Origin of the sequence: Nocardia coffeae (assembly GCF_019890715.1) — a bacterium.
Taxonomy (GTDB): domain Bacteria; phylum Actinomycetota; class Actinomycetes; order Mycobacteriales; family Mycobacteriaceae; genus Nocardia; species Nocardia jiangxiensis.
Window position 1 is genome coordinate 1,967,502 of the sequence record NZ_JAINZY010000001.1, and the last position, 24,147, is coordinate 1,991,648.

Consider the following 24,147-nt stretch of genomic DNA (forward strand, 5'->3'; position numbering starts at 1 on the left):
CCGCTCTGGCCACCGACCGGATTCATCGATCGCTCACCGGATTCAGCGACCCCAGTGGCGAGTGAGGTTGTCGTCCAGATACTTTCGGGTGGACACCGTGAGCGCATGGTCGGGGCCCAGCACGTGGGTCCGGGCCGCGAGAGTCTGCTCTAGGATCTGCACGGCCTGCTCGCGGTCACCGTACAGGTGGTAGGCGACGCCGAGGTTGTGCTGGGTGTTGAGCGTGTTCGGATGTTCCGCGCCCAGCACGCGTTGCCTGGAGGCCAGGGTTTTCCCGATCACATCGATGCCCTCGGTGAAACGCCGGGCATTGGTGTAGGCGGCGCCCAGGTAGTGGCGGCTGGTGAGCGTATCGGGATGCTCCGGGCCCAGCAGCCGTTCGCGGATCTCGGTATTGCGTGTGTGCAGCTCGAGCGCCTCCGCGTAGCGGCGCACACCGCTGTAGGCGACGGCGAGATTGCCCCGGCAGCTGACGGTGTCGGGGTGGTCGGGGCCCAGCACGCGTTCGCGGGCGGACAGCGTCTGCTCGAACAGCATGATGGCCAGATCCTTCTGGCCCGTCGACTGATAGGCGTCGGCCAGATTGTTCCGGGAGATGAGCGTATCGGGATGGTCGGGTCCGAGGGTGCGCTCCCGGGCGGCCAGGATGCTCTCGTGCATCGTCACCGCCTCGCGCAGGCGCCCGGCCTGCCCGAGGGCGAAGGCCAGATTGTTGCGGACGGTGAGGGTCAGTTGATGATCGGGGCCCCAGGCCCGTTCCCGCCGGACCACGAGGGTTTCGTTCAGCGCCAGAGCATCGGTGTTGCGGCCCGACTCGGCATAGGCGTGAGCGAGCATCTGCCCGGCCGTGAGGGTGTTGGCGTGGTCGGTGCCGTACCGACGTTCGCGCAAGGAGAAGAAGCGTTGCAGCAAGGGGATGGACTCCTCGTGCCGGTCGGCCTTGCGATAGGCGGCGCCCAGGAACAGCCGGACGGTGTCGACATCGTCGTGGTTCGAGCCCAGGCGAGCCTCCCGATCGGTCAGCACGCGCACCAGGACCGGAATCGCCTCCTGGTACCGATCCACCCCGGACAGGCTCGCCCCCAACAGCATTCGGATTTCATCGGTTTCGGTGTGACTCCCGCCGAGCCGGTCCGCCCGTTCGGCGAGTGCACGTTCGAGCAACGGAATCGAGTCGCCGTACCGGCCGACTGCTCGATGGCTGCGCGCCAGGGCCAGGCACACGTTGGCGATCTGCTCCTCCCGATCGGGCAGGCAGCGCTGGTACGTGGCGAGGAGTTGTTCGAGCAGCGGGATCGCCGCGGGGTGCCGTTCGGCCTTCACATGCGCGTGGACCAGCTCCCAGCGCAGCTTGGCCGCCTCGAGATCGTCCGGGCCGCTGCGGCTTTCCCGTTCCGCGAGCATGTCCGTCAACAGCGCGACACCCTCCGCCGCACGATCGCCGACGCCGATGTACGACTGCGCGAGACGTTTTCGGCATTCGCGGGTCTGCTCGCCGTCGGTGCCGCGCGCACGCTCGTTCAGCAGCAGGGCACGTTCGCCCAGCGGTATCGCCGCCGCGTACTGCCCGAGGTTGACCAGCGAGAAAGCGAGCAGGCTACAGGCGTCCGCGATTTCGCCGTGGTCGAGGTCGTGCGTGCGTTCGGCCGCGGCCAGGGCCTGTTCGAGCAGCGGCAGCGATTCCTCGTACCGTCGCGCCTCCTGGTACATCCGCCCGAGGTCCGCACGGTGCAGATACAGGTCCCGGCCGTCGGGGTCGAGCAACTTCTCCCACTCGGCCAGCAGGCCCTCCAGAAGCAGCAGGGCGGTGTCGTGGTCGCCGATGTGATGATGTGCCCGAGCCAGTTGCTCGCAGGCATTCAGCGCCAGCGGATCCGTGGCGCCGAGGAGTCGCAGCCGATCATCGGCGATGCGTTCGAACAGTGTCAGCGCCGGTTCACGCCGACCCGCCTGCAAGTAGGTCGTGGCGAGAAACTCACGGGCCGTGAGCGTTTCGGAGTCATCAGGGCCCGCGAGACGCTCCTGATCGGCTACCACGCGCTCGAGCTGAGCGACGGCCTCCGCGTGCCGGCCCGCGCCCCGGTAGGCACGGGCCAGACCGCGACGAGCGCCGATCGTATCGGAATGTTCTTCGCCCAGTTCACCTTCCGTGACGCTCAGTGCGCTCTCGTAGAGCCGGACCGCCGAATCATGGTTCCCGGCAAGGTGATACGCCGCGGCGAGGTTGTTCCGCGCCGCGGCGGTCTCGGGATGCAGTTCGCCCAGCATGGCCGAACGCTCGGTAAGGGTGCGCAGCAGCGCGGCGACATCGGTCGCCGCGGGATCGGCCCAATCGTCCGGACCGGCGAGCGCGCGAACGGTCTCGATCGCCGAATCCAGCGCACCGCTCTCCCCCAGGCGTCCCCGGATCACCCGGGCCGCGCGGGGATGCATGAGTACCGTGCGGCGATCGATCGAATAGACCAGCAGCGCACCGCGCAGACAGTCATCGATCGCCATCTCGACCACATCACGACCGGCGTCGTCGCCGCCGACCAGGCCGTACAGCGCGGACAACGGGGCCCGCCGGCCGGGCAGCACGGCCACCGCCTCGAGCAGGCGTCGCAGCAGCCCGGACTCGTCGTCCAGCAGGACGCTCTCGACCGCGATCGCCAGCGCGGCGTCGACGCCGCCGGACCCGAGCAGGTCGAGATATCCGGAGTAGTCCAGGCGTTGCGACGGATGGCGGCGACGCAGGCGAATCGCGCTGGCCGCCACCGCCAGACCCAACGGCAGATCGCCCAGTGCCTGAGCCACCGCATCGGCTCCGGCGTCGTCGTCCACTTGGGCCCGACGGCGCAGATACGCCACCGACTCCGCGCGAGCGAACGGTTCGACGAGCACCTGCTCACCCAATTCTGCTGCGGCGCTGGATGTTCCGCTGATCAGCACGCGCACCGACGGTCCGGCCGGGAGATAGGGCCGCACCATCTCCGGATCGCTCACGGTATGGAAGATCAGGAGATTCGCGCCCGGCCGTTCCGACAGGGCCGCGGCCAAGCGGCGCGCGGACCCCACCGCATCGCCCGGTTCGGCGACCCCGAGCCCCTCGGCGACGGCGAGCAGATCGGTGAGCAGTTCGGATTCGGTTGCGGCACAGACCCACCCGACCACACCCTCGGCAGCGGCGATCGCCGCCCGCGCACAGGCGGCGGCGACCTGCGTGCGCCCCACCCCGGCACCCTCGTCCGGCGCGACCAGCACCACTACCTGACTGCGCCCGAGCGCCTCGCGCACCCGCCCGACGACCTCGCGATCGACGAAACCCATCGGCTCGTCCGGTATCTCACCGATCGCCGGTACATGAACGATCGACTCCCCGATCGACATCGGCGGCCCCCGAAACTTCTACTCCGAGCAGAACAATGAAAACTCAGCGCCGGACCCGTCCCGACACCCCGGCCAAGTTAACACTGCTCCGCCTCCGAGTGAACACCACTGCGCACCCCATTTCCGGGAGGCAAGAATCCGAATAGTGCTGGATTCACAACAAATCCGACAATTCCGATCAGGATCAGCCGGCAGGCGCGGCGATCGTGGCGCCGGTGAGTTCGACCGAGCGAATGCGGTCCGCGATATCGGTGGCGTGGTGGGCGAGGATGAGTTCGTCCGCACCGATGGAGTCGGCGAATTCGGTCAGGTAGGCGCGGACGTCCTCGGGCAGGCCGACGGCGGTGTACTTGGTCATCTCCGAGAGGTGGCGGCCGTTGGGGGTGGCGAGGAAGGCGTCGATCTCCTCGTCGGTGAACGGGAGATCACCCGCGCCGCGCCGGATCATCATCCGCGCGCGGGCCCGGTAGGCGACGGCGCGCTGTTGCGCCGCGTCCTCGTAGGTGTCGGCGGCGAAGACGTTCGCTCCGGCCATGACATACGGTTCGGCGAGCTGTTCCGAGGGCCGGAAGTGTTCGCGATAGACCTCGACGGCGCGGTGCAGCGCGTCGGGGGCGAAGTGGGAGGCGAAGGCGTACGGCAGCCCCAGTTGTGCGGCCAACTGCGCGCCGAACAGCGAGGAGCCCAGAATGTACAGCGGCACAACGCCTTCCGCACGAGGCACCGCCTGCACGCCGGGAATGCGGGAATCCCCGGTCAGATATCCCTGCAATTCGAGCACGTCCTGCGGAAAGGTATCGGCCGAGGAGTGGTCCCGGCGCAGCGCGAACATGGTCTTCTGATCACTGCCCGGCGCGCGGCCCAGTCCGAGGTCGATCCGACCCGGATACAGCGTCTCGAGGGTGCCGAACTGTTCGGCGATCACCAGCGGCGAGTGATTGGGCAGCATGATCCCGCCCGCGCCGAGCCGGATGCTCTCGGTCTGCCCCGCGACGTGCCCGATCAGCACACTCGTCGCACTCGACGCGATCGACCCCATGTTGTGATGCTCGGCATACCAGACCCGGCGATATCCGCTGCGCTCGGCAGCCTGGGCAAGGGCCACGCTGTTGTCGAAGCTGTCCCGCGCGGTCCCACCGGGTGCGATGGACGCGAGATCGAGGATGGACAGGGCGAGGGGCATACGTCGCCGCCTTTCGAAGATCGGTAACCCGGTGGGATTCCTGAAGTGCAACGCTGCGGAGCCCACCGCGCATTCCGTGTCCCGACTCACCCGATGATCGCGGGTGCGCGCTATCGCCCCAACGCCGCGAGCACGGCACGAGCCTGGTGGTCGGCTCCGAGCTGGTCGGGGTGGAACGGAACCACCAGGCCGGCCGGGTCGGTGGAGAACGGGATCAGGCCCTCGACCCAGCGGGTGCCGGGCGGCTGGCAGGCATCGTGGCCGGCACTGCCCCGGTAGGTGTCGACGAACCGCGCGCCGGACTCGGTGGCGGCGCGGGCCAGCATGGCATCGAGTTCGATCAGCTTGCGGCCGACCCAGACCGCATCGGTGTCGGAGATCGGGATCCGCGGGAAGCAGCCGCTGGAGATGCCGATGCCCTCCAGATAGTCCACCAGTAGGATCCGCGCATGCGGCGACCGTTCGCGGATATCGCGCACGGCCGCAACGATTGTCGGCTCGTAGGCGCTGATCTGCGCCGAGATCCGGTCCACGCCGCCGGGCACCCATTTCGCCTGGCAGGGCGACACCGCCGGATCCAGGGTCAGGCAATCCTGTACCGCGGGGGCCAATCCCGTGTCGTTGCCGCCGATTTCGAGCGTCACCAGATCGGTCGAGGACGTGAGGCGATCGAATTGCGGTGCGTTGACGCCGCCGGTGACCTCCTGTGGCCGCGTCAGGTCGTGCACGGTCGCACCACCGCAGGTCGCGTCGCGGAAATTCGGAATCGCCAGCGCGGCCGCCACCTGCTTGGCGTAATCGTGCGCACTCTGCGCGCAACCCAGCGGGACGAATTCGGTGCTCGGGGTGGTCACGGTGGCATCGGCCGCCCACGAATCCCCCAGTGCGACATACTCACCGAACCCGGGTGCGGCCGAAGCGGGCCCGGCGCCCGGCCATCCGGCCACCACCGCCGCACCGGCGATCAGCAGTGCTGAGATCTTACGCATCGCGTCTCCCTCACCCGACCCCGAGCAGAATTAATGGACGAACGTCCAGTAACCCGAAGATAGCACCGCGCAACCGCTTTCGGATGGAAAGGTCACAAGGTGTCGGCGGACGCGATCTCCCGGGCCGCCCGGTCACCGGACCGCAGATACCCCACCGCGGCCACGAGCAGCGCGAGCGTGAGCCAGATGTAGGCGTTGTGGTACAGCGTCGAATGCTGGTGATAATCGAAGACGCTGCTCGCTCGCACATCCAGCAGCGGTAACACCCCACCCGAAGCGATCACCGCCGTCACCACCGCGATCGGCGCCGTCACCACACCCGGCCGCCGGATCACCATGTCGGCCAGGACGATCAGCGCCGGGAACAGAAATACCCAGTGATGCACCCAGCTGTACGGGGAGACCGTCGTCATGGTCAGCCCGCACAGCGCGACGGCGGCCAGTTCGTCCCCGGCCCGCGACAACCGCCGGGCCAGCATCAGGCAGAGCCCCGCGACCGCCAGCGCCGCGATCAGCCACAGCACCTGATGAATTCCCGCGACGCCGATGGTGCGAGCGAGCAATCCGCGCAACGACTCGTTGGAGTTGTTCTGCGGCACGCCGACTCGCGCGGGATCGGCGAACGCGCCACTCCAGAACGTCAGCGAATCGCGCGGCATGATCAGCGCACCGACCAGCACCGTCGCGACGAATCCGCCGACGGCCATTCCCGCCGCCCGATACCGCTTGGTGGCCAGCAGATACAGCACGAAGAACGCGGGCGTCAGCTTGATGCCCGCCGCGACGCCGGTCAGCACACCTTTGCACCGCACCGAATCCGGTAGCGCCATATCCACCACCACGAGCATCAGCAGCAGAATGTTGACCTGCCCGAACGCCATGGTCTGCCGAATCGGCTCACACCACAGGGCCAGACCGGCGATCGGCACGCCCAGCAGCCCCATCCGCAGATCCCGCCGATACCCCAGCGTGGACAACCCCGCCCACGCCGAGACGACGACCATCGCGACATTGCCCAGCCCCGCGACGCAGTATCGCGCCACACCGGCCAGTCCGGCCAACGGCACGAACAGCAGGGCCGCGAACGGTGTGTAGACGAACTCCATCACCCCGCGGGTATGCCCCAGCAGCGGTGTGTCGTACAGCGAGACGCCTTGGGACACACGATGTCCCGCGATCTGGTACACCCCTAGATCGGTGAGGTGCAGCATGAACCCCGGTTCGCGCAGCACCAGATCGAGGTAGTACCCGCCCGCGATCACACCCACCACAGCGACGGCGCAGCAGACCGGAAGGGGAATCGCGCGACGCGGCGGCGCAGCGCCGACCGCGGACGGAACTGTCGGTTTCTCGATCGTCGGCAACGACACATCCACTCCAGCATTCGACGCCCGTGCGCCCAACACCGTAGCCCCCGCCCGACGACCTCACCCGGCCGCCGCGCGCCTCACTCGAGACGCGGCTCCCATTCGCAGGGCTGACCGTCCACCGACGGGTCGTAGAGCACGACGAACCGGAACTGCCGCGGGGCCGAGAGCGGGAACGGCCCGACGCTCAACTCCTCGCAGGTGTACCGGTCGCTGCTCATCGTGCGTACCCAGGTCGGCGGCCCGCCCTGCTGATCGAGCCACTTCTGAAAGACAGACCGTGCCGGTTTGGCGGCCATGATGACCGACATCAACGGTAATGCGTCGAGTTCACCGGCAGTGGAGACGAACCGAAGACTCTCACTCATGCAGGGAATCTTCTCACCTACCGGCCGGAACGAGGCTCAACCGCGACCGTGGCTGCGTTCGTAGGCGTCACGTTCGAGCGCTGCCCGGCTGCGCGCGGCCGCATCGGCGAGCGCCGGATCCAGACCGTGCTTGGCCAGCCGGTAGCGGCGGTAGACGTAGGTCAGCGCGATCGCGAAGAACATCAGCGGCAGGAAGATCAGCGCCATCATCGCCCCGCCCATCCACAGCGGGCCCGGTACCAGCAGGAACGGACTCAACACCACCAGCAGCGGAATCATCAGCCGCAACAGGTAGCGGCGGGACGCGCCCGGACCGGTGAGATCGTTCAGCACCCACCCGGACATCGACTCGGGCAGGGTGCCGCCGCAGATGTAGCGCAACCGCTGTAGCGGGTTCGGCGTCCGGTCGCTCATCGCCCTCTCCTTCGCATACCAAAAGGTCGTGCACTAACTATTAACACAAAAATACTACCGACACATCCTCGCAGATAGGATCATCAGCGCAGTTGAACTGTGATTATGGTTGCACCACCAGTTCCGCACACCTACGATTCGTGTACTAATGGTTGGTGTAGTTTCCCCACTCGACGAGAGGCGGAGTCGTGACATCCCGCATCGATGATCCGCTGCGCCTGGACCGCCAGGTCTGCTTCGCGCTGGCACTGGCGAACCGCGCGGTGCTGAGTATCTACCGCCCCTTGCTCGAGCCGATGGGCCTGACCCACCCGCAGTATCTGGTCATGCTCGCCCTGTGGGGTGAGGCGCCGCTCTCGGTCAAGGAGATCGGCGAACTGGTCCAACTCGATTCGCCGACGCTGTCCCCGCTGCTCAAACGTCTCGAATCCGCCGGATACATCAGCCGCCGCCGCGATGCCCACAACGAACGCGCCCTGGTCATCGATCTGACCGCGGCAGGCCGTGCGCTGCGCGCCCGCGCGGAGCAGATTCCGCCCGCCGTCGTGGCACGCCTGGGCGTGACGCTCGAAGACCTCGAGGAGTTGCACTCGGTCCTCGGGCGGGTCAACGCCGCAGCCCGGCGTGCCGCGGCAGCCGAATAGCTCACTCGCAGCGACCAGTCCCCCACCCGGACAGGGGAATTGATCATCACGGATGCGGCACGACTCGGTGCCGAACGTCCCGAAACCCCTGGCCCGGCGGGCACGCGCGCCTACCATGGAGATGCCGCCATGGTCAGCGTCGCAAGGGGAACATCATGGCCGAGATGAGCATCGCCGAATTACTCGCAGTCTTCAGAAGTATGACGCTGCTGGAACTTTCGGAATTCACCCGTGCGTTCGAGGAGGAGTTCGGCGTCTCCGCCGCCGCGCAGATATTCGCCCCGGCAGGGGCCGACGCGCCCGCGGCCACGGAGGTCGCAGAGGAACCCGACGAGTTCGACGTGATCTTGGAATCCTTCGGGGACAAGAAGATTCAGGTGATCAAGGCCGTCCGGGAGATCATCACCGGGCTGGGTCTGAAGGAGGCCAAGGATCTCGTGGAGTCCGCGCCGACGCCGATCGCCGAACGGCTGGACCGGGGTTCGGCCGAGACCGCCAAGGGCAAGCTGGAAGCCGCGGGCGCTCGGGTCGCGCTGCGCTGAATCCTCCTGCGCCGCACGTCATCGCGGGATCGTGAACGTCGCACTACGTCCGCGCGCGTCCAGACGGCCGTCTCCCCAACTCGCCCCGGCATAGGCATCGATCTCGATCGCGTACTCCCCCGCGATCAACTCCGCGGGCAGTCGCACCGACGCGGATGCGTGCCGGTCGACGATGTCCAGATACCGGCGCGTATCCCCCGGCCCCACCAGGAAGACCCGTGCGTACTCGAATGTCTTGCGCGAGGGCGATTCCGAGGCGGGCGCCCACCGCACGTCCAGCACGTCCGGATCGGCGGCGTCGACGACGACCCGCAGCGTCTCCCGCCTTCCGACCCGATCCCTCACGACTTTCCTCCTCGCGCGCCTGCGCACCGCCGCATCCTCGCGGTCCAGGCTGGCACGCACCGACCGGCAGGGCAACGCGGATCAGGGAACTCCCTGCCACAGATGCGACATCATCACCGGATAGCGGACCGGCCGGAAATCGGTGAACGTCAGATCCCGCACGTGGGTGAAATCGCCCCACAGCATCCGGCCGCCCCGCGAGAGCAGCGCCGGGCGCACGCTGCGGCGGACCTGGTCGAGTTCCGCGGCTTCGGCCGGACGTCGCGGCCCGGCGGTCCCGTACAGCCGCACCCCGGGCCCGGCCGGAAAACGTCCCGTGACCAGCGCGCGCAACCAGAACAGCCGGCCGCTGTCGACCGCCATCAGGCAGACTCGCGGATCGGCGTCGAGGTTGTCCGCGAGTACCCGGGTGTACTGGTCGAAGTAGAAACCGGTGCAATCGTCCCGCAGGTACACCGTCCCCACCGGCGTCACATGCGGCGCTCCGGTCGGATCGACCGAGGCGATCGCGAAATGCCCCGTCGAGCGCTTGCCGCGGGACACCACGTCACGGATCCGATCCCACTGTTCCTCGAGGCTCATGCCATCCCTTCGAATCGGTCGATCCTCAGACCGCGACGGTAGTCGCTCGACCTCACTCACGGCGATCGTCACTGGTCGGAACCCAGTCGGTCCAGCCATTCGGTCAGCAGATGCTGCTCGGCGGCGCTCAGCGAGGTGCGTTCGGGCAGGATCGCGCGCAGCGCGCGAGCGGTCCCGGACACTGTCGAATCCTGAACTGCCGGTTGCTCATTCGTCACGGCGGTGACCATGGACTCGCGCAGGACGCGCAGCAGCGCCGGATCGCGTCGATCCGGTGACAGCGACAGCCAGGTGAGCACCGCCCCGAGGGCCGAGGAATGGATGACCATGACCGCGAGTTCCTCGTTCACCCGCAGCCACCCACCCGCGGCCAGACGACCGACGCGACCCCGCAGAATGTCCATTCCGGCCCGCAGCGCAGGCGAGTCGCTGCGCTGTGGCTCGCTGTACATCAGCGTGTAGAGGGCCGGATTGGCCAGGCCGAATTCGACCGCCAGATCCCAGCCGTCCCGCAGATCCGCGATCGGGTCGGCGGGTTCGGGGTCCACGTGTTTGGCCGCGAGGAAGGTGGCGAAGCCGTGTTCGGCCACCGCGTCGAGCAGTCCGTCCTTGTCGCCGAAGAGGCGGTAGATGGCCGGGGGCTGCATGCCCGCGGCCACCGCGACCGCCCGGGTGGTCACCGCATCGCGGCCCTCGCGTTCCAGCAGATCGATCGCGGCCTCGATGACCCGCTGCCGGGACTGCTCCTGACCTGCGGTTCCGGTACGAGATTCGGCCGAGGCGTGCTCGGCGGGCGGATGTGCGGGCATGTATCAACGATAGCGGCTTGCCGGTTCCATCGTTAATATCGGTGATACTCTGATTCTGATATCAACGGAAACACAGGAGTGTGTGATGATCATCGTGACCGGAGCCACCGGACAACTCGGCCGTCGCATCGTCGAGCGGCTGCTCACGCGGGTGCCCGCCGAGCAGATCGGGGCCACCGCTCGCGATCCGGGCCGGGCGCGGGCACTCGCGGAACGCGGAATCCGGGTCCGCCCAGCCGATTTCGCCGATCCCGCAAGCCTCGCGCATGCCTTCGAGGGCGCGACTCAGGTGCTCGTCGTCTCGGTCGACAAATTGGGCGAAGAGGTGGTGCGCCGGCATCGCACCGCGATCGAGGGCGCGGTCGCCGCGGGCGCGCGGCGCATCCTGTACACCAGCCACGCGGGCGCGAATCCGCACTCGCATTTCGAGCCCTGCCGCAACCACGCGGCCACCGAGGAGATCCTGCGCACCTGCGGCGTGCCGTACACCGCTCTGCGCAACGGCTTCTACATATCCAGCGCGATGCGATTCTTCGAGCACGCAGCGGAATCCGGCCGAATCACCGTCCCCGCGGACGGCCCGGTCGCCTGGACCGCACACGACGACCTGGCCGAGGCCGCCGCCGCCATTCTCGCCGGGGAAGGCTCCTTCGACGGCCCCACCCCGCCCCTGACCGCCGCCCACACCCTGACCTTCGAGGATCTGGCCGCCCGGACCGGCACTCTCCTGGGCCGCGAGATCGAACGGATCACCGTGTCCGACAACGAATTCCGCGACCAGCTGACGAACGTAGGAGTCCCGGCCGAACTGGCGGACCTGTTCCTCGGCATGTTCACCGCTGCCCGCGCGGGCGAATTCGCGACCGTCGATCCGACCTTGCAGAACCTGATCGGCCGCGATCCCCTCGGCATCGACGCGATGCTGCGCGACCAGCTACCCACCCACGCCTGAGCAGCCGCATCGACATCGACTGCGGCGCACGGTGAATCGGTGGGATCGACGACTCCGGCCGAACGGCCGGTTGCGGCTCGACGTGAACCTCACGCCGAGCCGCTCGCCGAATGCGGGTCGGTCAGGCGACGACGCCGCTGTCGTCGATGACGATCTTCTTGGCCGTGCTGCCCGAGCGGCTGCCCAGGGCCTCGACCGCCTTGACGACGTCCGAGCCCTCGACGACCTCGCCGAAGACGACGTGCTTGCCGTCCAGCCACGGGGTGACGACCGTGGTGATGAAGAACTGCGAGCCGTTGCTGCCCGGTCCGGCGTTCGCCATGCTCAGCAGGAACGGCTTGTCGTGCTTGATCTGGAAGTTCTCGTCGGCGAACTTCTCGCCGTAGATGCTCTTGCCGCCGGTGCCGTTGCCGTTGGTGAAGTCACCGCCCTGCAGCATGAACTCGGGGATCACGCGGTGGAAGGGCGCACCCTTGTAGCCGAATCCGTTCTGGCCCGTGGCCAGCTCACGGAAGTTGCGGGCGGTCTTGGGCACGACATCGTCGAACAGCCGGAACACGACCCGGCCGAGCTTCTCGCCATCGGCCGAAATATCGAAATACACGTTTTCGCTCATGGCCAATATTCTTAACATCGGCCCCTTCCGCCGCGAACCACTGCGGTACCCGCCGAGCAGTCCGGCATCGTTGTCACACCCCTATGCGAACATATGTTCGTGTCACGGTCAGGTGGTTCGGACGGTTCGGCGGCCTCGTCGCGGGGTGCTGCCGCGCGGGCGTCGATCCTGCATGCGGACCTGGATTCGTTCTATGCCTCGGTCGAGCAGCGGGATGATCCGCGGCTGCGCGGCAAGCCCGTGATCGTGGGTGGCGGGGTGGTGCTGGCGGCCAGTTACGAGGCGAAGGCGCACGGGATTCGCACGCCGATGAACGGGCGGCAGGCGTTGCGGCTGTGTCCGCATGCGATCGTGGTGCCGCCGCGGATGTCCGCGTATGCGCGGGCGAGCCGGGCGGTGTTCGAGATCTTCCGGGACACCACGCCCGAGGTGGAGGGCATCTCGATCGATGAGGCGTTCCTGGACGTCGGCGGGTTGCTGCGGATCGCCGGGAGTCCGGTCGAGATCGCTCGCACCCTGCGCGAGCGGGTGCGCGCGGAGGTCGGCCTGCCGATCTCGGTGGGCGTGGCGGGCACCAAATTCCTCGCCAAGGTCGCCAGCGCGGTCTCCAAACCGGATGGGCTGCTGGAGGTGCCGCCCGGCGGCGAGCTGGACTTCCTGCATCCGCTGCCGGTCGAAAGACTCTGGGGCGTAGGCGAAGTCACCGCCCGCACGCTGCACGAGCACGGGATCACCCGGATCGGCCAGCTCGCCGAACTCGGCGAGAAGGGCCTGTCCGGTCTGCTCGGTCCCGCGGCCGGCCGCCACCTGTACGCGCTGTCCTGGGCCCGCGATCCCCGTCGCGTCGACACCGGCCGCCGGCGCCGCTCCATCGGCGCACAACGAGCCCTGGGCCGACGCACCCGCACTCCCGAGGAGATCCAGGCCTACCTGTCCGGCCTGGCCGACCATCTCGGCCACCGCCTGCGCGCCGCCGATCGGGTGTGCCGAACAGTGGTGCTGCGCTTACGATTCGACGATTTCACGCGAGCCACCCGGTCCCATTCCCTGCCCGCGGCCACCGACCACGGCCGCGTCATCGATCAGGCCGCGCACACCCTGCTCACCGCGGCCATGCCGATGATCCGCGAACGCGGCCTCACCCTGATCGGCCTGTCGCTGACCAACCTCGACGACGCCCACACCATGCAACTCACCCTCCCCTTCGAACCTCGCCCCGACTCCACCCTGGACACCACCCTCGACCAGCTCCGCGACCGCTTCGGCGCGGGCACGGTCACCCGCGCCGCCCTATTGCACCGCGGCGAAGGACTCTCGGTCCCGCTGCTGCCCGATTGATCATCCGGGCCCCGGGGGAGGTTAGCGTGGGTCGGATGGCGTGGACGTTGAGCGAACCGACCGGGCAGGGTTGGCAGCAGGTGGGCGAACTGGTCGCGGCGTTCGGGTTGTCGGCGCTGATCGGGCTGGAACGGGAGTTGAAGCAGAAGGCCGCCGGACTGCGGACCTATACGGTGGTCGGGCTGGGGTCGGCGCTGTTCATGCTGATCAGCAAGTACGGATTCGGCGATGTGCTGGCCAGCGGCAAGGTGGTGCTGGATCCGTCCCGGATGGCCGCGCAGATCGTCTCGGGTCTGGGATTCATCGGCGGAGGCATCATCTTCGTCAAGCGGGATTCGGTGCGCGGGCTGACCACCGCGGCCAGTATCTGGCTCACCGCGGCGGTCGGCGCGGCGGCCGGCGCCGGACTGCCGGTCCTGGCCGTGGTCGGAGTCGTCGGGTATTTCCTGGCGATTCTGACGTTGCCGCGGGTTGCGGCGGTGCTGCGGCGCCTGGTACCCAATCCGTGGCCGGTACTGGCCGTGCACTACGTCGACGGACGCGGGTTGCTGCGCGAGATCCTCGAGTTGGTGACGCGATCGGGATTTCACGTCACCGATCTGGCCACCACGCACACTCGCTCGGACGACCACACCGAGACCACATCGGTCGAGGTCACCGTCCACCTCGGCGGACGCGGCGACATTCAGGAACTCATCGCCTCGGTCAGTGAGCTGACCGGGGTGCTCGACGTGGCCAGTGGCGACGAGACATATTGAATTCCCCTGCCGCGGAACCGATCACGCGGGCACGACGCCGTGTGCCCGGATCAGCGGCAGATCGTTGTAGGTCGCGATGCCCGAATCGGCGGCCACGACCGCGGGCACCGCGTTGATCACCGGCATGGCGGTCATGATGTGCCCCAACTCCATGAAATCGGCCAGCGTCTCACCCTGGAAATCGGGCGGCGGCAGGAAGGTGACGACGTTCTTCACCGTCGGGCGTCCGTCCACCTGGAGTACCCAGCCCATGTCGTCGATGGTCCAATTCGGTTCCAGCGTCTGGCCTTTGCGCCACCGGACGTTCACGTCGATCAGCGTCCGACCGCCGACGATGCCCTTCCAGCTGGCGAACACACCGGCGACGCACCCGGCCGGGATGGTCCAGGAGTCCATCACGAGATCGGTTGTGGTTCGGGCATATTCGGGGTCGCAGCGCACCTCGTCGAGTTCCACGCCGAGCGCGTCGGCGATCATCCGCACCGCCTCGCCGAAGACGCCGGTGCCCTGCGCGGTCATGGCGGGCAGATCCGGATTGTCGATCGGCTGGCCGAATCCGACCGGGCGCTCGGTAGCGGGCGAATCGTAGAAGGTGGTGTCGGCGGCCTCGCTGACGGTCACCTTGTCCACGCGATCGCAGATGCCCGCCGACACGATCGCCAGCAGATTCACGAAGCCGGGGCTGATGCCGGAACCGAACATCGTCGCACCGCCGGTGCGGCACGCCTCGATGATCCGGTCCCGGCCCCCGCCCTGATTGTGGCCGGTGATGAACGACGCGGTCGCGACGACGTTCACCCCGGCGGACAGGATGCGGACGAGTTCGTCCACGTCGATCCACATCGGGTTGTAGATCACGCAGTCCGGTTTCAGTGCCAGCAGTGCGTCGACGTCGTTGGTCGCGGTGACGCCGAGCGGGTCGATCCCGCACAGCTCGCCGACGTCGCGTCCGGCCTTGTCCGGCGACCACGCGTAGCAGCCGACCAGTTCCAGCGTCGGATTCGCGGCGATCGCCCGGACCGAGGCCTTACCGACATTGCCGGTCGTCCACTGGACGACCCGATACCGCGCATTCTCAGCCACGAGCCCAGTCTAGAGACCCGTTACCGAATTCAGCATCGATATTCTCAAATAAGAGAACTGCAATCTCATACCGCGGGGATCTCCGACGGACGGCAGGCGTCCATGACGGCGGTGATGGATTCCTCGCCCGGCCGAGCGGCCACCACACGGACGATCGCGGTGTCCAAACCCCTTGCCAGACGGCCGAATCCGGCCGCGGCTCCCGAGGCCGGCCCGAAATATCCGACCTGCCGGGCGAGTTCCACCGGGAACGCCTCGATCAGCTCGTCCAACGAGGCTCCGCGATCCCGACGTTCCTCCAACTCGGTCAGCACCTCGTCGAAGCCCATCCGGCCGAAGTGACCGCGATAGCCGAGAGATTTGTTCGCCCCGGGCGCGGCCAGCGCGTATCCGATCAGGGCCCGCACCAGACCCCGGCGGGCCAGATCCTCGTCCTCGTCCACGCAGATGCGGATGTACTCGATCATCGACACCTCGCCGGGATCGCGACCGGCCGCCCGTGCACCTTGCGCGACGATCTCCCGATTGGCGGCGACCTGGTCTGCGGTGCACCAGTTCAACGACGCGGCGTCGGCGGCCTCCCCCGCGAGGGCGAGCATCTTGGGCCCCAGAGCGCCCAGCGCCACAGGCACTTTCGGCGGCGTCGAGCCGAGCGCGACACCGTGCAACTGCACCGCCCGGCCCTCGTGCTCGACCGTCTCACCGGCCAGCAGCGCGCGCAACGTCACGAGCCATTCACGCATCGTGCCCAGTGGCCGCAGATCGTCGGCCAGCCCCAGCGACCGCCGGAATTCCGGCGAGTGCAGCGCGCCGGAGCCGATCCCGAGCACGAATCTGCCGCCGCTGATCTCGCCGACCGTCGCCGCGCAGGACGCCAGCGCGGGCACCGACCAGTAACCGATCGGCACGACCGAGATGCCGGTGCCGATGCCGCCGGGCACCAGATCCGCGGTCGCCGCGGACCACTGCGCGCAGATATGCGTCGCCTCGCGACCGATCGAGGCGTTGGTCCAGACACTCCGATACCCCTGTCGGGCAGCATGTCTGCCCAGCTCCCGGTACTGATCCCAGGACAATCCGAGGCCCCGGTCCAGGCCGACCGCGATTTCCATGGCACACCTTCCGTCGTTTCTCACATCGCCCACATACCGACTCGGACGATAGCCTCATGGCTGTTCGAGGTGCGACGACGGAGGCACACCATGACCACGCTGCGACAACGGCTCATCCGCGCGGTGGACGCGCTTGCGCGAGGAGGCGTCGAACTCGGCGCACACGAAATCGACACCATCCAGGATCTGCGGGTGCCGATGCCCGACGGCGTCGAACTGCTCGGCGATCTGTATCGCCCCACCGATGCGGACACCTCACTGCCCACGATCGTGATCCGCGGGCCGTACGGGCGGCGCGGTGTCATGGGCGGTGCGGCCCGCGCACTGGCCTACGAGGGATTCACCGTCTTCTTCCAGAGTTGCCGTGGCACTTGGGGTTCCCAGGGCCGGTTCACCCCGCAGCACGACGAGCAGCGCGACGGTACGGCCACCCACCGCTGGGTGCGCAAACAGCCGTGGTTCACCGGACATCTGGCGACGTTCGGCGAGAGCTACATGGGTTATACGCAGTGGGCCGTCGCGGGCCGGATGCAGCGCGAGGATCCGGACAACGCCCCCGAAGCCCTGGTCCTGCAGATCACCATGCCCGATTTCGGCGAAATCACCTGGGACAATGGCGCTTTTTCCCTGCGCAACGCCCTGGGCTGGAGCCGAATGATGGATCTGATGGACCGCGGCGGGCTGGCGCTGCTGGGCATCGTCCTGCCGGATCGCAAGCTGGACAAGGCATTCGACGCGCTGCCGCTGAGCCGGGGCGACAGCGCCGCGACGGGACATCCGATCCACTGGTATCAGGACTGGGTCCGGCACGAGCGGCTCACCGACGAGTACTGGACCTCGCAGTCGCACACCGCCTCGGTGCCCGATGTCACCGCGCCGGTGCTGATGGTGACCGGGTGGTACGACATCTTCCTGCCGTGGCAGCTGCGCAACTACCGGCAGTTGGTCGAGGCGGGTAATCCGCCGCGCCTGACGGTCGGTCCGTGGGGACACATGTCGCGCGGCAAAGCCGGTCCGGCACACCGGGATACGATCGAATTCCTGCGCGAGGTGTTCACCGGCGGGGACGCCGGGCGGGCTCCGGTGCGGATGTTCGAGACCGGCGCGCAGACCTGGCACGAGTTCGAGGTGTGGCCGCCCGAGGGCGTCGCCGCGCAGAACTGGCTGCTGCACGCGGGCGGCGGGCTGTCCACCGAGGCCGCATCGGGCGGCGCGACCCGCTACACCTACGACCCGCAACACCCGACTCCTGCGGTGGGCGGCCCGAGCCTCGCACCGGACAACCGGCCCGCGGACAACGCCGAACACGAGCGTCGCGCGGATGTCGTGACCTTCCGCTCCGAACCGCTCACGACCCCGCTGGAACTCGCCGGGGAGCCGGTCGCGAACATCAGGATCCGTTCCAGTGCAACAAGTTACGACGTTTTCGTGCGCATCACCGATGTGCACCCCGACGGGCGGGCGATCACCGTCTGCGACGGCATCCGCCGGATCGGCTCGGTCGGGACCGCCGCCACCGATCCCGCACCGGACGCCGACGGATTCCGCGATGTTCCGGTGCATCTGTGGCATACGTTCCACAGTTTCGCGGCCGGACATCGCGTCGGGATCCAGGTGAGCTCCGGCGCCCATCCGCGCTACGCCCGCAACCCCGGGACCGGGGAGCCCGCCTTCGACGCCACCACGACAGTCGTCGCGCACCAGGAGATCTCCCATTCCGGCCCGACCGCGTCGGGGATCTCGCTGCCGGTGTGGACGCGATGACGGTCCCACCGGTTCCCACCCTCGAGTGGGCGTTCGAGGTCGAGGCCGAGCTGGGGCTGCTCGAGGATCACGGGCAGACGCGGGCCGGGCATCGGCGCGTCGTTCCGGTCGTCGGCGGGACGATCCACGGCGCGTTCGAGGGCACGATCCTGCCCGGCGGCGCGGACTGGCAGCTCGTGCGCCCCGACGGCGCGATCGAGATCGATGGCCGCTACTCCGCGCGGGCCACCGACGGCGACCTGCTGTACCTGCACGCCGTCGGCGTCCGCAGTGGCCCGCCGGAGGTCCTGGACGCACTGTTGCGCGGCGAGCCGGTCGATCCCGCGGACTACTATTTCCGCGCCGCGATCACGCTCGAATCCGCCACCCGCCCCGAGTTCGAACGATCACTGTTCGTCGCCTCCTACGTGCGCGAGGCACACCGCGTGCGCTACATCGCCTACCGCGTGACCTGATCACCTCCTCGGCGAGTTCGCAGCGGGCTCCCAGCCCGCACATGTCCCACGTCCAGGTCGGCCGATGAGAGTGGACTCATCGGCACCCGGACCGACCGGGTGCACCGCTCGGTGTGGGAGGTGTCCGGATGAGTCGAGTGCTCACGGCCGCCCAGAGGGAGCTGCCCCGGAACACCCTGCTATCGGCCGCGCACGAAACCAACGGCAGCGTACGAGGGGCAGGCCTACCCGGCCGAACGTCGACGGCCTCCGCTGAAATCCCGGTCTCCACACGGGGATTCGTCTTTCTCGTCGGTGTAGCGGCGCTGGTTCCCTGTGTCCTGTCCTCGCTCGGCGAGGTGGACCGCGGCGTGGCCGATCTGCTGGGGTTCGGGCTGTTCCTGGTGTTGTCTCGGGTGTTCCTGCTGGTCGCGGGGATCGGGCTGCTGGCGAACGGGGTCGTGGTGGTGCGCCGGGAAGGGATGCGGGTGGCGACCGCGCTGGCCGGGGTGGTCGGACTGGGCCTGCTGGTGCTGTCGATGGCGGTGCGGGACATGGTCGATCCCGATGCGGGGTGGTTGTCCACCGTGGCCGGGGTGATCGTGGTGCTGGGCGCATTTCTCGTCGTGCAGTTGGTCGGGTACACCGGTTACGCGGTGCTGTATGCGCGGCGGTCGCGGGCGGTCGGCGGAGAGGTTCTCGTCGTCCTCGGCTGCGGGCTGGACGGCGCCCGCGTGACGCCCCTGCTGGCCTCGCGGTTGGACCGTGCAGTTCGGGCCTACCGGGCAGCGGTCGCCGCGGGGGCGGATCCGATCGTGATCACCTCCGGTGGGCGCGGCCCCGACGAGAGCGCCTGCGAGGCCGACGCGATGGCCGATTACCTTGTGGAGCAAGGCATTCCGGAGAGCCGGATCGTCCGCGAGCGCGAATCACGGACAACCGAGGAGAATCTGCGCTACTCGGCAGCGGCGGCGCGCGAACGCGGCCTGCTGCGCGAGGGGCGCCGAATGGTCGTCGTCACCAGCGATTTCCACGTGTTGCGGGCCGCGATGCTGAGTCGTCGTCTCGGTCTGCGCGCCCGGGTGATCGGCGGCCGGACCGCACGCTACTTCGTCCTCACGGCCTTCCTGCGGGAATTCGCCGCCTTCCTGGCCCTGCATCTGCGCACCAATATCGCCCTCGGCGTGCTGCTGATCCTGCCCGCGGTACTCGGCTCGATCGCCGTGCTGCCCTAGCGAACCCGGCCGACTCAGCCGGCCATATCCTCGGCCCGCACGATCGCCCTGAGCTTGGTCAGCGCGCGATGCTGCGCCACCCGCACCGCCCCCGAGGTGCTGCCCACCGTCGTCGCGGTCTCCTCCGCGGACAGACCGACCACCAGACGCAGCACCAGAATCTCGCGAGTGTGCTCCGGAAGCGCCGCGAGCAGAGCGTGCACCCGCCGCCTGTCCTCGGATTCGATGGCACGCTGTTCCGGTCCGTAATCGGTGCAGACGACCTCGGGGACCTCATCGGTCGCATACGACTTGTCCCGGGCGATATTTCGGCGCGCATCGGCCACCTTGTGCGCGGCGATCCCGTAGACGAAGGCCATGAACGGCCGCCCCAGATCCCGATAACGCGGCAGAGCCGTCATCACCGCCAGGCAGACCTCCTGCGCGACGTCGTCGGCGGACACCTGCCGCTGCTCCGCGTACCCGATCCGCGCCCGGCAATAACGCACCACCGGCGGCCGGACGATCTCCAGCACCCGGACGAGAGCCGACCGATCCCCCTGCGTCGCGGCGCCGACGAGGGCATCCAACTCGTCGGTGATCGGGAACGGTTGTTGCTGCGCCGCGCTGTCGAACCGTCGAACCTGTTCGTGCGCAACGCCGAATACCTCCGATACCTCCCCGGCCGACCCCGGCACCAACCGCACCTCGCCCTCGACTCGCCGAACCTGTTCCGGCACAACGCCGGCTACCTCCGACGCCTCCGCGGCCCCCGACTCGACAGACACCGGCAGCGTCGACGAACCCGCCGCGGAGACAGTCACCGAATCGATGACGTCGCGCAGTTCACACAATGCGTAAGCCACAACCAGAACCCCACTGTTCGAGCGCCTCGAACCGGGAGGCGCGCCCCGGCCCGAAGCCGGAAACCAGCCCTGGCGAAGCTGAAAGATCTAACGGTGGAACGTGTTTCACACTGTGCTGGCACGACCGCCGCAGTCGAGTATGCCCATCGTTTACTGGTGCGAGAGGGTGCGACGCGCACCTGATGGTCTTGGTCCCTCGGATAGAGGACTTTCGGCCTCTCCGGCCTGAGGTGCGGCAAACCTCAACTGGGACTTGGCGACATGGTCGGCGTCCTCACACCGGATTCAGTCGGGGTGACGGCGGGAAGGTGACCGGGAGTGCCGCCATCGCGCGGTGGAAAGGTCCCGGGCGCCAGCTGATCTCGCTCGGATCAACCGCCAAGGTGATCTCGGGCAGGGTGTCGAGCAGTTGATCGATGGCGTCCTGCACCACAAGATAGGCGACCGTGCGGGCCGGGCAGGCATGCGGGCCCGCGCCCCAGGCCAGATGCGACCGGTTACCGGTGCGGTCGCCGCCGGCGATCAGCGGATCGTTGTTGCAGGCAGCCAGGCTGACCACCACCGGCTGATGGGCGGGCAGCCAGGTGTTCTCGATCAGAATCGGCTGGCGCGGATAGGTTATGGAGAAGTTGGCCATCGGCGGATCCTTGAACAACACCTCGTCCAGCGCGTCGCGGGTGGACAGGCTGCCGCCGAGCATGTCGCCACCGAAACGACCGTCGGTGATCATCAGCAGCAGGGTGTTGGAGATCAGATTCTGCTGCGGTTCGATACCCCCGCCGTAGAAGACGATCAGGTTGTAGAGCATCTCCTCGTCGGTGAGCCGGGCCGGATGGTGCGCGATCCGGGAGGTGAAATCGTCGCCGGGTACCGCGCGCCGCAGCTGGACCAACTCCATCAGCGCCCGGCTCAGATGTTCCAGACCCCAGGCGGCGTTCACGGTGTCGAACAGTGCCGCCATCCCGCTGGCCACGCGCGCGCCCAGCTCCGCCGAACACCCGACCATCTGATTGAGCACCTCGAAGACGAGCGGAAACGCGTACTGGGACACCAGATCCGCCGATCCGGATTCACAGAATTCGTTGATCAGCGGGATGGCGATCCGCTCTACCGTCGCATGCAATCTGTGCAGGTCGACCCCATTGAAGCCGGTCGTGAACGCCTGCCGGTAACGCTGGTGCAGATCACCGGTGTTGCGTATGACATTCGGATACCACTGCATGATCGGGCGCACCGGGCAATCTTCGGGAACGCTCACCTGCCATGCCCGTGGGTCGGCCGGGAAATGGTCGGGATCGTTGAGGATTCGCAGCGCGGTGTGATAGCCGATGACCAGCGTCGCAGGTACACCCGGTGACAGCTCGATCGGCACCAGCGACCCGTGGCGATCGCGCATCTCCTGATAGGCGCGGTGCGGGTCGGCGACGAATTCCGGTGTGTCCAGCAAGATTCGGGGGCCTTCGGGGTCGACCGGGGAGCCGGTGTGCGCGACCGGGCAACCGGTCGCGGTGGCGGGGACTCCGAACAGATCCGAATGTGATGTGGTCAAAGGGGTTACTCCAGAGAATGAACCGTGAAACGCGGCAGAGGTTCCGCTGTCGGCCGATGGCTAACAGTGTTGCCTCATGTCCGTACTGGGCGACAGGGCTTCAGCAGCCTACCGGCTAGCTTCTTCGCTGAACGGACTTTTCGGCACGGATGCGAAGAAACGGGCGGCTCGTACGAAGGACGTGGCCGTTCATCGGTGAATGTCCGGCAATCGGCTGGTGTTCGAGCGTTACCATCAGCTCCGAGCGCGATGTGCGACGCGCCGCCGGATGGGTGCCGACGTCCCGAATCATCAGCGCAGAAAGGTGATCCTCATGGTGTCCTGGGAGGGGTCGCAGGGGGATGGCGCGGCGCAGGAGCCGACCATCTCCGCGGAGCAGGCGCGGCGGGAGCGGGAGTTGATCGAGCGGGTGGTGGACTCGTTCGAAGGGACGCCGGATCCGCGGTTGCGAGTGGTGATGCAGGCGTTGACGCGGCATCTGCACGCGTTCATCCGGGAGGTGCGGTTGAGCGAGCAGGAGTGGCAGGCCGGTATCGAATTCCTCACTCGCGCCGGGCATATCACCGATGATCGGCGGCAGGAGTTCATTCTGCTGTCCGATGTGCTGGGTGCGTCCATGCAGACCATCGCGGTGGCCAATCCGGCGCAGGGGGCGGCGACCGAGGCTACCGTGTTCGGACCGTTCTTCGTCGAGGATTCACCGCACATCGCGCTGGGCGGCGACATCGCGCATGCGGCGGCGGGCGAGCCGTGCTGGGTGAGCGGAACGGTCAACGGAACCGACGGCACACCCGTCGCCGGGGCGCGGATCGAGGTGTGGCAGGCCGACGCCGAGGGCTTCTACGACGTCCAGTACCCGGGTGAGCATCTGGACGGCCGCGGCCACATGTTCACCGATTCCGAAGGCGCGTACCGCTTCTGGGGCCTGACTCCCACCCCTTACCCCATCCCGCACGACGGTCCGGTCGGGGACCTGCTCGAGGCGACCGGACGCTCGCCCGTGCGCGCGGCCCATCTGCACTTCATGGTCACCGCGCCCGGCTACCGCACCCTCGTGACCCACATCTTCGATGCCGACGACCCGCAACTCGCGTTGGGCGACTGCGTATTCGGCGTCAAGGATTCACTGATCGAGCGATTCGACCGCCAGCCCGCCGGAACTCCCACCCCCGATGGCCGCGATCTCGGCGACAGCACCTGGAGCCGAGTACATTTCGACATCGTCCTGGCCCCGGAGTATCCCTGAATCGCAGGGTTCTACCGAACCTTTACTCCCACAGTGGATTCCAGGAATGCCAAAGCCCCCGGAGGAAAGAGTTCGCGCGGCAGCACCCGTAACCTGAACTGCCCGTACAGCGCAACGGTCCGCTCCCGGACACGAACCCACTCGATATGGTCGTACCAGTAATCGACGATCCCGTCGGCGGTAGCGACCTCGAGTGCGTCCGAGAGGTAGCGGATCTCCAGCACCGCACCGGGATTCGCATGACGTCGCACCCAGGACGCACCGCGACGCACATCCCGCACCGAGAACCCCGCGAACAACAGCACCACGAGCACCAGGATCACGACGAACGTCGCGAGCACCGACCAGATGCTGTTCCACGCGGGATACTGCTCAGGCGCCCCGAACCACCCGAGCACGAGCCACAGAAGGCGATAGACCAGCACGACAACCACGGTGACCGCGGCGGCGACTCCGACCGCGATCATCCACAAGTCGAGTAGCCGCCACCGCAACGCGATATCGTGCCGACTGATCCACACCGCGGTCCGCGGCGCAGCCACGTCCCGAACGATCATCGCGCCGACCTCGTCACGATGCATCGTCGTTCGATTCGAATGCACA

24 protein-coding genes are annotated in these 24,147 nt (G+C 67.8%); 9 read left to right on the top strand and 15 right to left on the bottom strand.

Annotated elements, in window-relative coordinates; genetic code table 11:
- Nucleotides 1-42 precede the first annotated feature (42 nt).
- The 6 genes from K7711_RS08675 to K7711_RS08700 all read right to left on the bottom strand — a co-directional run bounded on the left by K7711_RS08675 (nt 43) and on the right by K7711_RS08700 (nt 7,690).
- Entirely contained in the window at nt 43-3,369 is a 3,327-nt protein-coding gene (locus tag K7711_RS08675; protein ID WP_222966331.1) for a tetratricopeptide repeat protein, read from the bottom strand.
- Between the two features lie 184 nt (nt 3,370-3,553).
- The gene (locus K7711_RS08680; protein ID WP_222966333.1) at nt 3,554-4,552 is read right to left on the bottom strand and encodes an LLM class flavin-dependent oxidoreductase; all 999 of its coding nucleotides are present in this window, start codon (nt 4,550-4,552) and stop codon (nt 3,554-3,556) included.
- Nucleotides 4,553-4,662: 110 nt separating this feature from the next.
- Nucleotides 4,663-5,541 carry an SGNH/GDSL hydrolase family protein gene (locus K7711_RS08685; RefSeq protein WP_222966335.1) on the bottom strand — a complete coding sequence of 293 codons (879 nt, stop codon included), beginning with the start codon at nt 5,539-5,541 and terminating at the stop codon, nt 4,663-4,665.
- A 92-nt stretch (nt 5,542-5,633) separates the two neighbouring features.
- Complete coding sequence (locus K7711_RS08690; protein WP_308014559.1) at nt 5,634-6,917, bottom strand: glycosyltransferase 87 family protein; 1,284 nt, start codon at nt 6,915-6,917, stop codon at nt 5,634-5,636.
- A 71-nt stretch (nt 6,918-6,988) separates the two neighbouring features.
- A complete protein-coding gene (locus K7711_RS08695; RefSeq protein ID WP_222966337.1) occupies nt 6,989-7,276 on the bottom strand; it encodes a hypothetical protein in 288 nt (95 codons plus the stop codon).
- 36 nt (nt 7,277-7,312) lie between these two features.
- Complete coding sequence (locus tag K7711_RS08700; protein WP_222966339.1) at nt 7,313-7,690, bottom strand: DUF5313 family protein; 378 nt, start codon at nt 7,688-7,690, stop codon at nt 7,313-7,315.
- A 188-nt stretch (nt 7,691-7,878) separates the two neighbouring features.
- Here K7711_RS08700 and K7711_RS08705 point away from each other — a divergent pair, with 188 nt between their 5' ends.
- Both K7711_RS08705 and rplL read left to right on the top strand, forming a co-directional pair.
- Entirely contained in the window at nt 7,879-8,334 is a 456-nt protein-coding gene (locus tag K7711_RS08705) for a MarR family winged helix-turn-helix transcriptional regulator (RefSeq protein ID WP_222966341.1), read from the top strand.
- A gap of 155 nt (nt 8,335-8,489) precedes the next feature.
- On the top strand, nt 8,490-8,876 hold the full coding sequence (rplL, locus tag K7711_RS08710; protein ID WP_222966343.1) for a 50S ribosomal protein L7/L12: 387 nt from the start codon (nt 8,490-8,492) through the stop codon (nt 8,874-8,876).
- 18 nt (nt 8,877-8,894) lie between these two features.
- Here the strand turns inward: rplL and K7711_RS08715 are convergent, their stop codons facing one another.
- From K7711_RS08715 to K7711_RS08725, 3 genes are all read right to left on the bottom strand, one after another.
- A complete protein-coding gene (locus K7711_RS08715; protein ID WP_222966345.1) occupies nt 8,895-9,221 on the bottom strand; it encodes a hypothetical protein in 327 nt (108 codons plus the stop codon).
- Nucleotides 9,222-9,302: 81 nt separating this feature from the next.
- Nucleotides 9,303-9,803 carry a pyridoxamine 5'-phosphate oxidase family protein gene (locus tag K7711_RS08720; protein ID WP_222966347.1) on the bottom strand — a complete coding sequence of 167 codons (501 nt, stop codon included), beginning with the start codon at nt 9,801-9,803 and terminating at the stop codon, nt 9,303-9,305.
- Between the two features lie 68 nt (nt 9,804-9,871).
- Complete coding sequence (locus K7711_RS08725) at nt 9,872-10,612, bottom strand: TetR/AcrR family transcriptional regulator (RefSeq protein ID WP_222966349.1); 741 nt, start codon at nt 10,610-10,612, stop codon at nt 9,872-9,874.
- Nucleotides 10,613-10,697: 85 nt separating this feature from the next.
- Between K7711_RS08725 and K7711_RS08730 the strand changes: the two genes are divergently transcribed.
- Complete coding sequence (locus K7711_RS08730; RefSeq protein ID WP_222966352.1) at nt 10,698-11,564, top strand: NmrA family NAD(P)-binding protein; 867 nt, start codon at nt 10,698-10,700, stop codon at nt 11,562-11,564.
- Between the two features lie 121 nt (nt 11,565-11,685).
- Here K7711_RS08730 and K7711_RS08735 read toward each other — a convergent pair whose 3' ends face one another.
- Nucleotides 11,686-12,180 (bottom strand): peptidylprolyl isomerase, encoded by a 495-nt coding sequence (locus K7711_RS08735; protein ID WP_222966354.1) that lies wholly within the window; start codon nt 12,178-12,180, stop codon nt 11,686-11,688.
- A gap of 93 nt (nt 12,181-12,273) precedes the next feature.
- Here K7711_RS08735 and dinB point away from each other — a divergent pair, with 93 nt between their 5' ends.
- Together dinB and K7711_RS08745 are read left to right on the top strand one after the other, a co-directional pair.
- Nucleotides 12,274-13,518 (top strand): DNA polymerase IV, encoded by a 1,245-nt coding sequence (dinB, locus tag K7711_RS08740; protein ID WP_222966356.1) that lies wholly within the window; start codon nt 12,274-12,276, stop codon nt 13,516-13,518.
- A 35-nt stretch (nt 13,519-13,553) separates the two neighbouring features.
- Entirely contained in the window at nt 13,554-14,276 is a 723-nt protein-coding gene (locus K7711_RS08745) for an MgtC/SapB family protein (protein ID WP_222966358.1), read from the top strand.
- Between the two features lie 21 nt (nt 14,277-14,297).
- Here the strand turns inward: K7711_RS08745 and K7711_RS08750 are convergent, their stop codons facing one another.
- On the bottom strand, nt 14,298-15,359 hold the full coding sequence (locus K7711_RS08750) for an NAD(P)H-dependent amine dehydrogenase family protein (RefSeq protein ID WP_222966360.1): 1,062 nt from the start codon (nt 15,357-15,359) through the stop codon (nt 14,298-14,300).
- 65 nt (nt 15,360-15,424) lie between these two features.
- Nucleotides 15,425-16,471 carry an LLM class flavin-dependent oxidoreductase gene (locus K7711_RS08755; RefSeq protein WP_222966363.1) on the bottom strand — a complete coding sequence of 349 codons (1,047 nt, stop codon included), beginning with the start codon at nt 16,469-16,471 and terminating at the stop codon, nt 15,425-15,427.
- Between the two features lie 90 nt (nt 16,472-16,561).
- Here K7711_RS08755 and K7711_RS08760 point away from each other — a divergent pair, with 90 nt between their 5' ends.
- From K7711_RS08760 to K7711_RS08770, 3 genes are all read left to right on the top strand, one after another.
- Nucleotides 16,562-18,235 carry a CocE/NonD family hydrolase gene (locus K7711_RS08760; RefSeq protein WP_222966365.1) on the top strand — a complete coding sequence of 558 codons (1,674 nt, stop codon included), beginning with the start codon at nt 16,562-16,564 and terminating at the stop codon, nt 18,233-18,235.
- The gene (locus K7711_RS08765) at nt 18,232-18,690 is read left to right on the top strand and encodes a DUF3237 domain-containing protein (protein WP_222966367.1); all 459 of its coding nucleotides are present in this window, start codon (nt 18,232-18,234) and stop codon (nt 18,688-18,690) included. Before K7711_RS08760 ends, K7711_RS08765 begins: the two co-directional genes overlap by 4 nt.
- A gap of 128 nt (nt 18,691-18,818) precedes the next feature.
- Complete coding sequence (locus tag K7711_RS08770; protein WP_222966370.1) at nt 18,819-19,904, top strand: YdcF family protein; 1,086 nt, start codon at nt 18,819-18,821, stop codon at nt 19,902-19,904.
- 14 nt (nt 19,905-19,918) lie between these two features.
- On the opposite strand, the gene K7711_RS08775 is transcribed toward K7711_RS08770, so the two are convergent.
- Together K7711_RS08775 and K7711_RS08780 are read right to left on the bottom strand one after the other, a co-directional pair.
- Nucleotides 19,919-20,485 carry a sigma-70 family RNA polymerase sigma factor gene (locus K7711_RS08775; protein WP_222966885.1) on the bottom strand — a complete coding sequence of 189 codons (567 nt, stop codon included), beginning with the start codon at nt 20,483-20,485 and terminating at the stop codon, nt 19,919-19,921.
- 538 nt (nt 20,486-21,023) lie between these two features.
- Complete coding sequence (locus K7711_RS08780) at nt 21,024-22,298, bottom strand: cytochrome P450 family protein (protein ID WP_235746611.1); 1,275 nt, start codon at nt 22,296-22,298, stop codon at nt 21,024-21,026.
- Between the two features lie 313 nt (nt 22,299-22,611).
- Here K7711_RS08780 and K7711_RS08785 point away from each other — a divergent pair, with 313 nt between their 5' ends.
- Complete coding sequence (locus tag K7711_RS08785; protein ID WP_222966372.1) at nt 22,612-23,544, top strand: hydroxyquinol 1,2-dioxygenase; 933 nt, start codon at nt 22,612-22,614, stop codon at nt 23,542-23,544.
- Between the two features lie 11 nt (nt 23,545-23,555).
- Here the strand turns inward: K7711_RS08785 and K7711_RS08790 are convergent, their stop codons facing one another.
- Nucleotides 23,556-24,146, bottom strand: coding sequence for a hypothetical protein (locus tag K7711_RS08790; RefSeq protein WP_222966374.1), 591 nt, complete (start codon nt 24,144-24,146; stop codon nt 23,556-23,558).
- Nucleotide 24,147 lies beyond the last annotated feature (1 nt).

What these genes read in the sequence shown, in the direction of transcription:
- K7711_RS08675 (WP_222966331.1), bottom strand. Translation starts at nt 3,369, where the DNA reads ATGTCGATCGGGGAGTCGATCGTTCATGTACCGGCGATCGGTGAGATA.
- K7711_RS08680 (WP_222966333.1), bottom strand. Translation starts at nt 4,552, where the DNA reads ATGCCCCTCGCCCTGTCCATCCTCGATCTCGCGTCCATCGCACCCGGT.
- K7711_RS08685 (WP_222966335.1), bottom strand. Translation starts at nt 5,541, where the DNA reads ATGCGTAAGATCTCAGCACTGCTGATCGCCGGTGCGGCGGTGGTGGCC.
- K7711_RS08695 (WP_222966337.1), bottom strand. Translation starts at nt 7,276, where the DNA reads ATGAGTGAGAGTCTTCGGTTCGTCTCCACTGCCGGTGAACTCGACGCA.
- K7711_RS08700 (WP_222966339.1), bottom strand. Translation starts at nt 7,690, where the DNA reads ATGAGCGACCGGACGCCGAACCCGCTACAGCGGTTGCGCTACATCTGC.
- rplL (WP_222966343.1), top strand. Translation starts at nt 8,490, where the DNA reads ATGGCCGAGATGAGCATCGCCGAATTACTCGCAGTCTTCAGAAGTATG.
- K7711_RS08720 (WP_222966347.1), bottom strand. Translation starts at nt 9,803, where the DNA reads ATGAGCCTCGAGGAACAGTGGGATCGGATCCGTGACGTGGTGTCCCGC.
- K7711_RS08725 (WP_222966349.1), bottom strand. Translation starts at nt 10,612, where the DNA reads ATGCCCGCACATCCGCCCGCCGAGCACGCCTCGGCCGAATCTCGTACC.
- K7711_RS08730 (WP_222966352.1), top strand. Translation starts at nt 10,698, where the DNA reads ATGATCATCGTGACCGGAGCCACCGGACAACTCGGCCGTCGCATCGTC.
- K7711_RS08735 (WP_222966354.1), bottom strand. Translation starts at nt 12,180, where the DNA reads ATGAGCGAAAACGTGTATTTCGATATTTCGGCCGATGGCGAGAAGCTC.
- dinB (WP_222966356.1), top strand. Translation starts at nt 12,274, where the DNA reads ATGTTCGTGTCACGGTCAGGTGGTTCGGACGGTTCGGCGGCCTCGTCG.
- K7711_RS08745 (WP_222966358.1), top strand. Translation starts at nt 13,554, where the DNA reads ATGGCGTGGACGTTGAGCGAACCGACCGGGCAGGGTTGGCAGCAGGTG.
- K7711_RS08755 (WP_222966363.1), bottom strand. Translation starts at nt 16,471, where the DNA reads ATGGAAATCGCGGTCGGCCTGGACCGGGGCCTCGGATTGTCCTGGGAT.
- K7711_RS08760 (WP_222966365.1), top strand. Translation starts at nt 16,562, where the DNA reads ATGACCACGCTGCGACAACGGCTCATCCGCGCGGTGGACGCGCTTGCG.
- K7711_RS08765 (WP_222966367.1), top strand. Translation starts at nt 18,232, where the DNA reads ATGACGGTCCCACCGGTTCCCACCCTCGAGTGGGCGTTCGAGGTCGAG.
- K7711_RS08770 (WP_222966370.1), top strand. Translation starts at nt 18,819, where the DNA reads ATGAGTCGAGTGCTCACGGCCGCCCAGAGGGAGCTGCCCCGGAACACC.
- K7711_RS08785 (WP_222966372.1), top strand. Translation starts at nt 22,612, where the DNA reads ATGGTGTCCTGGGAGGGGTCGCAGGGGGATGGCGCGGCGCAGGAGCCG.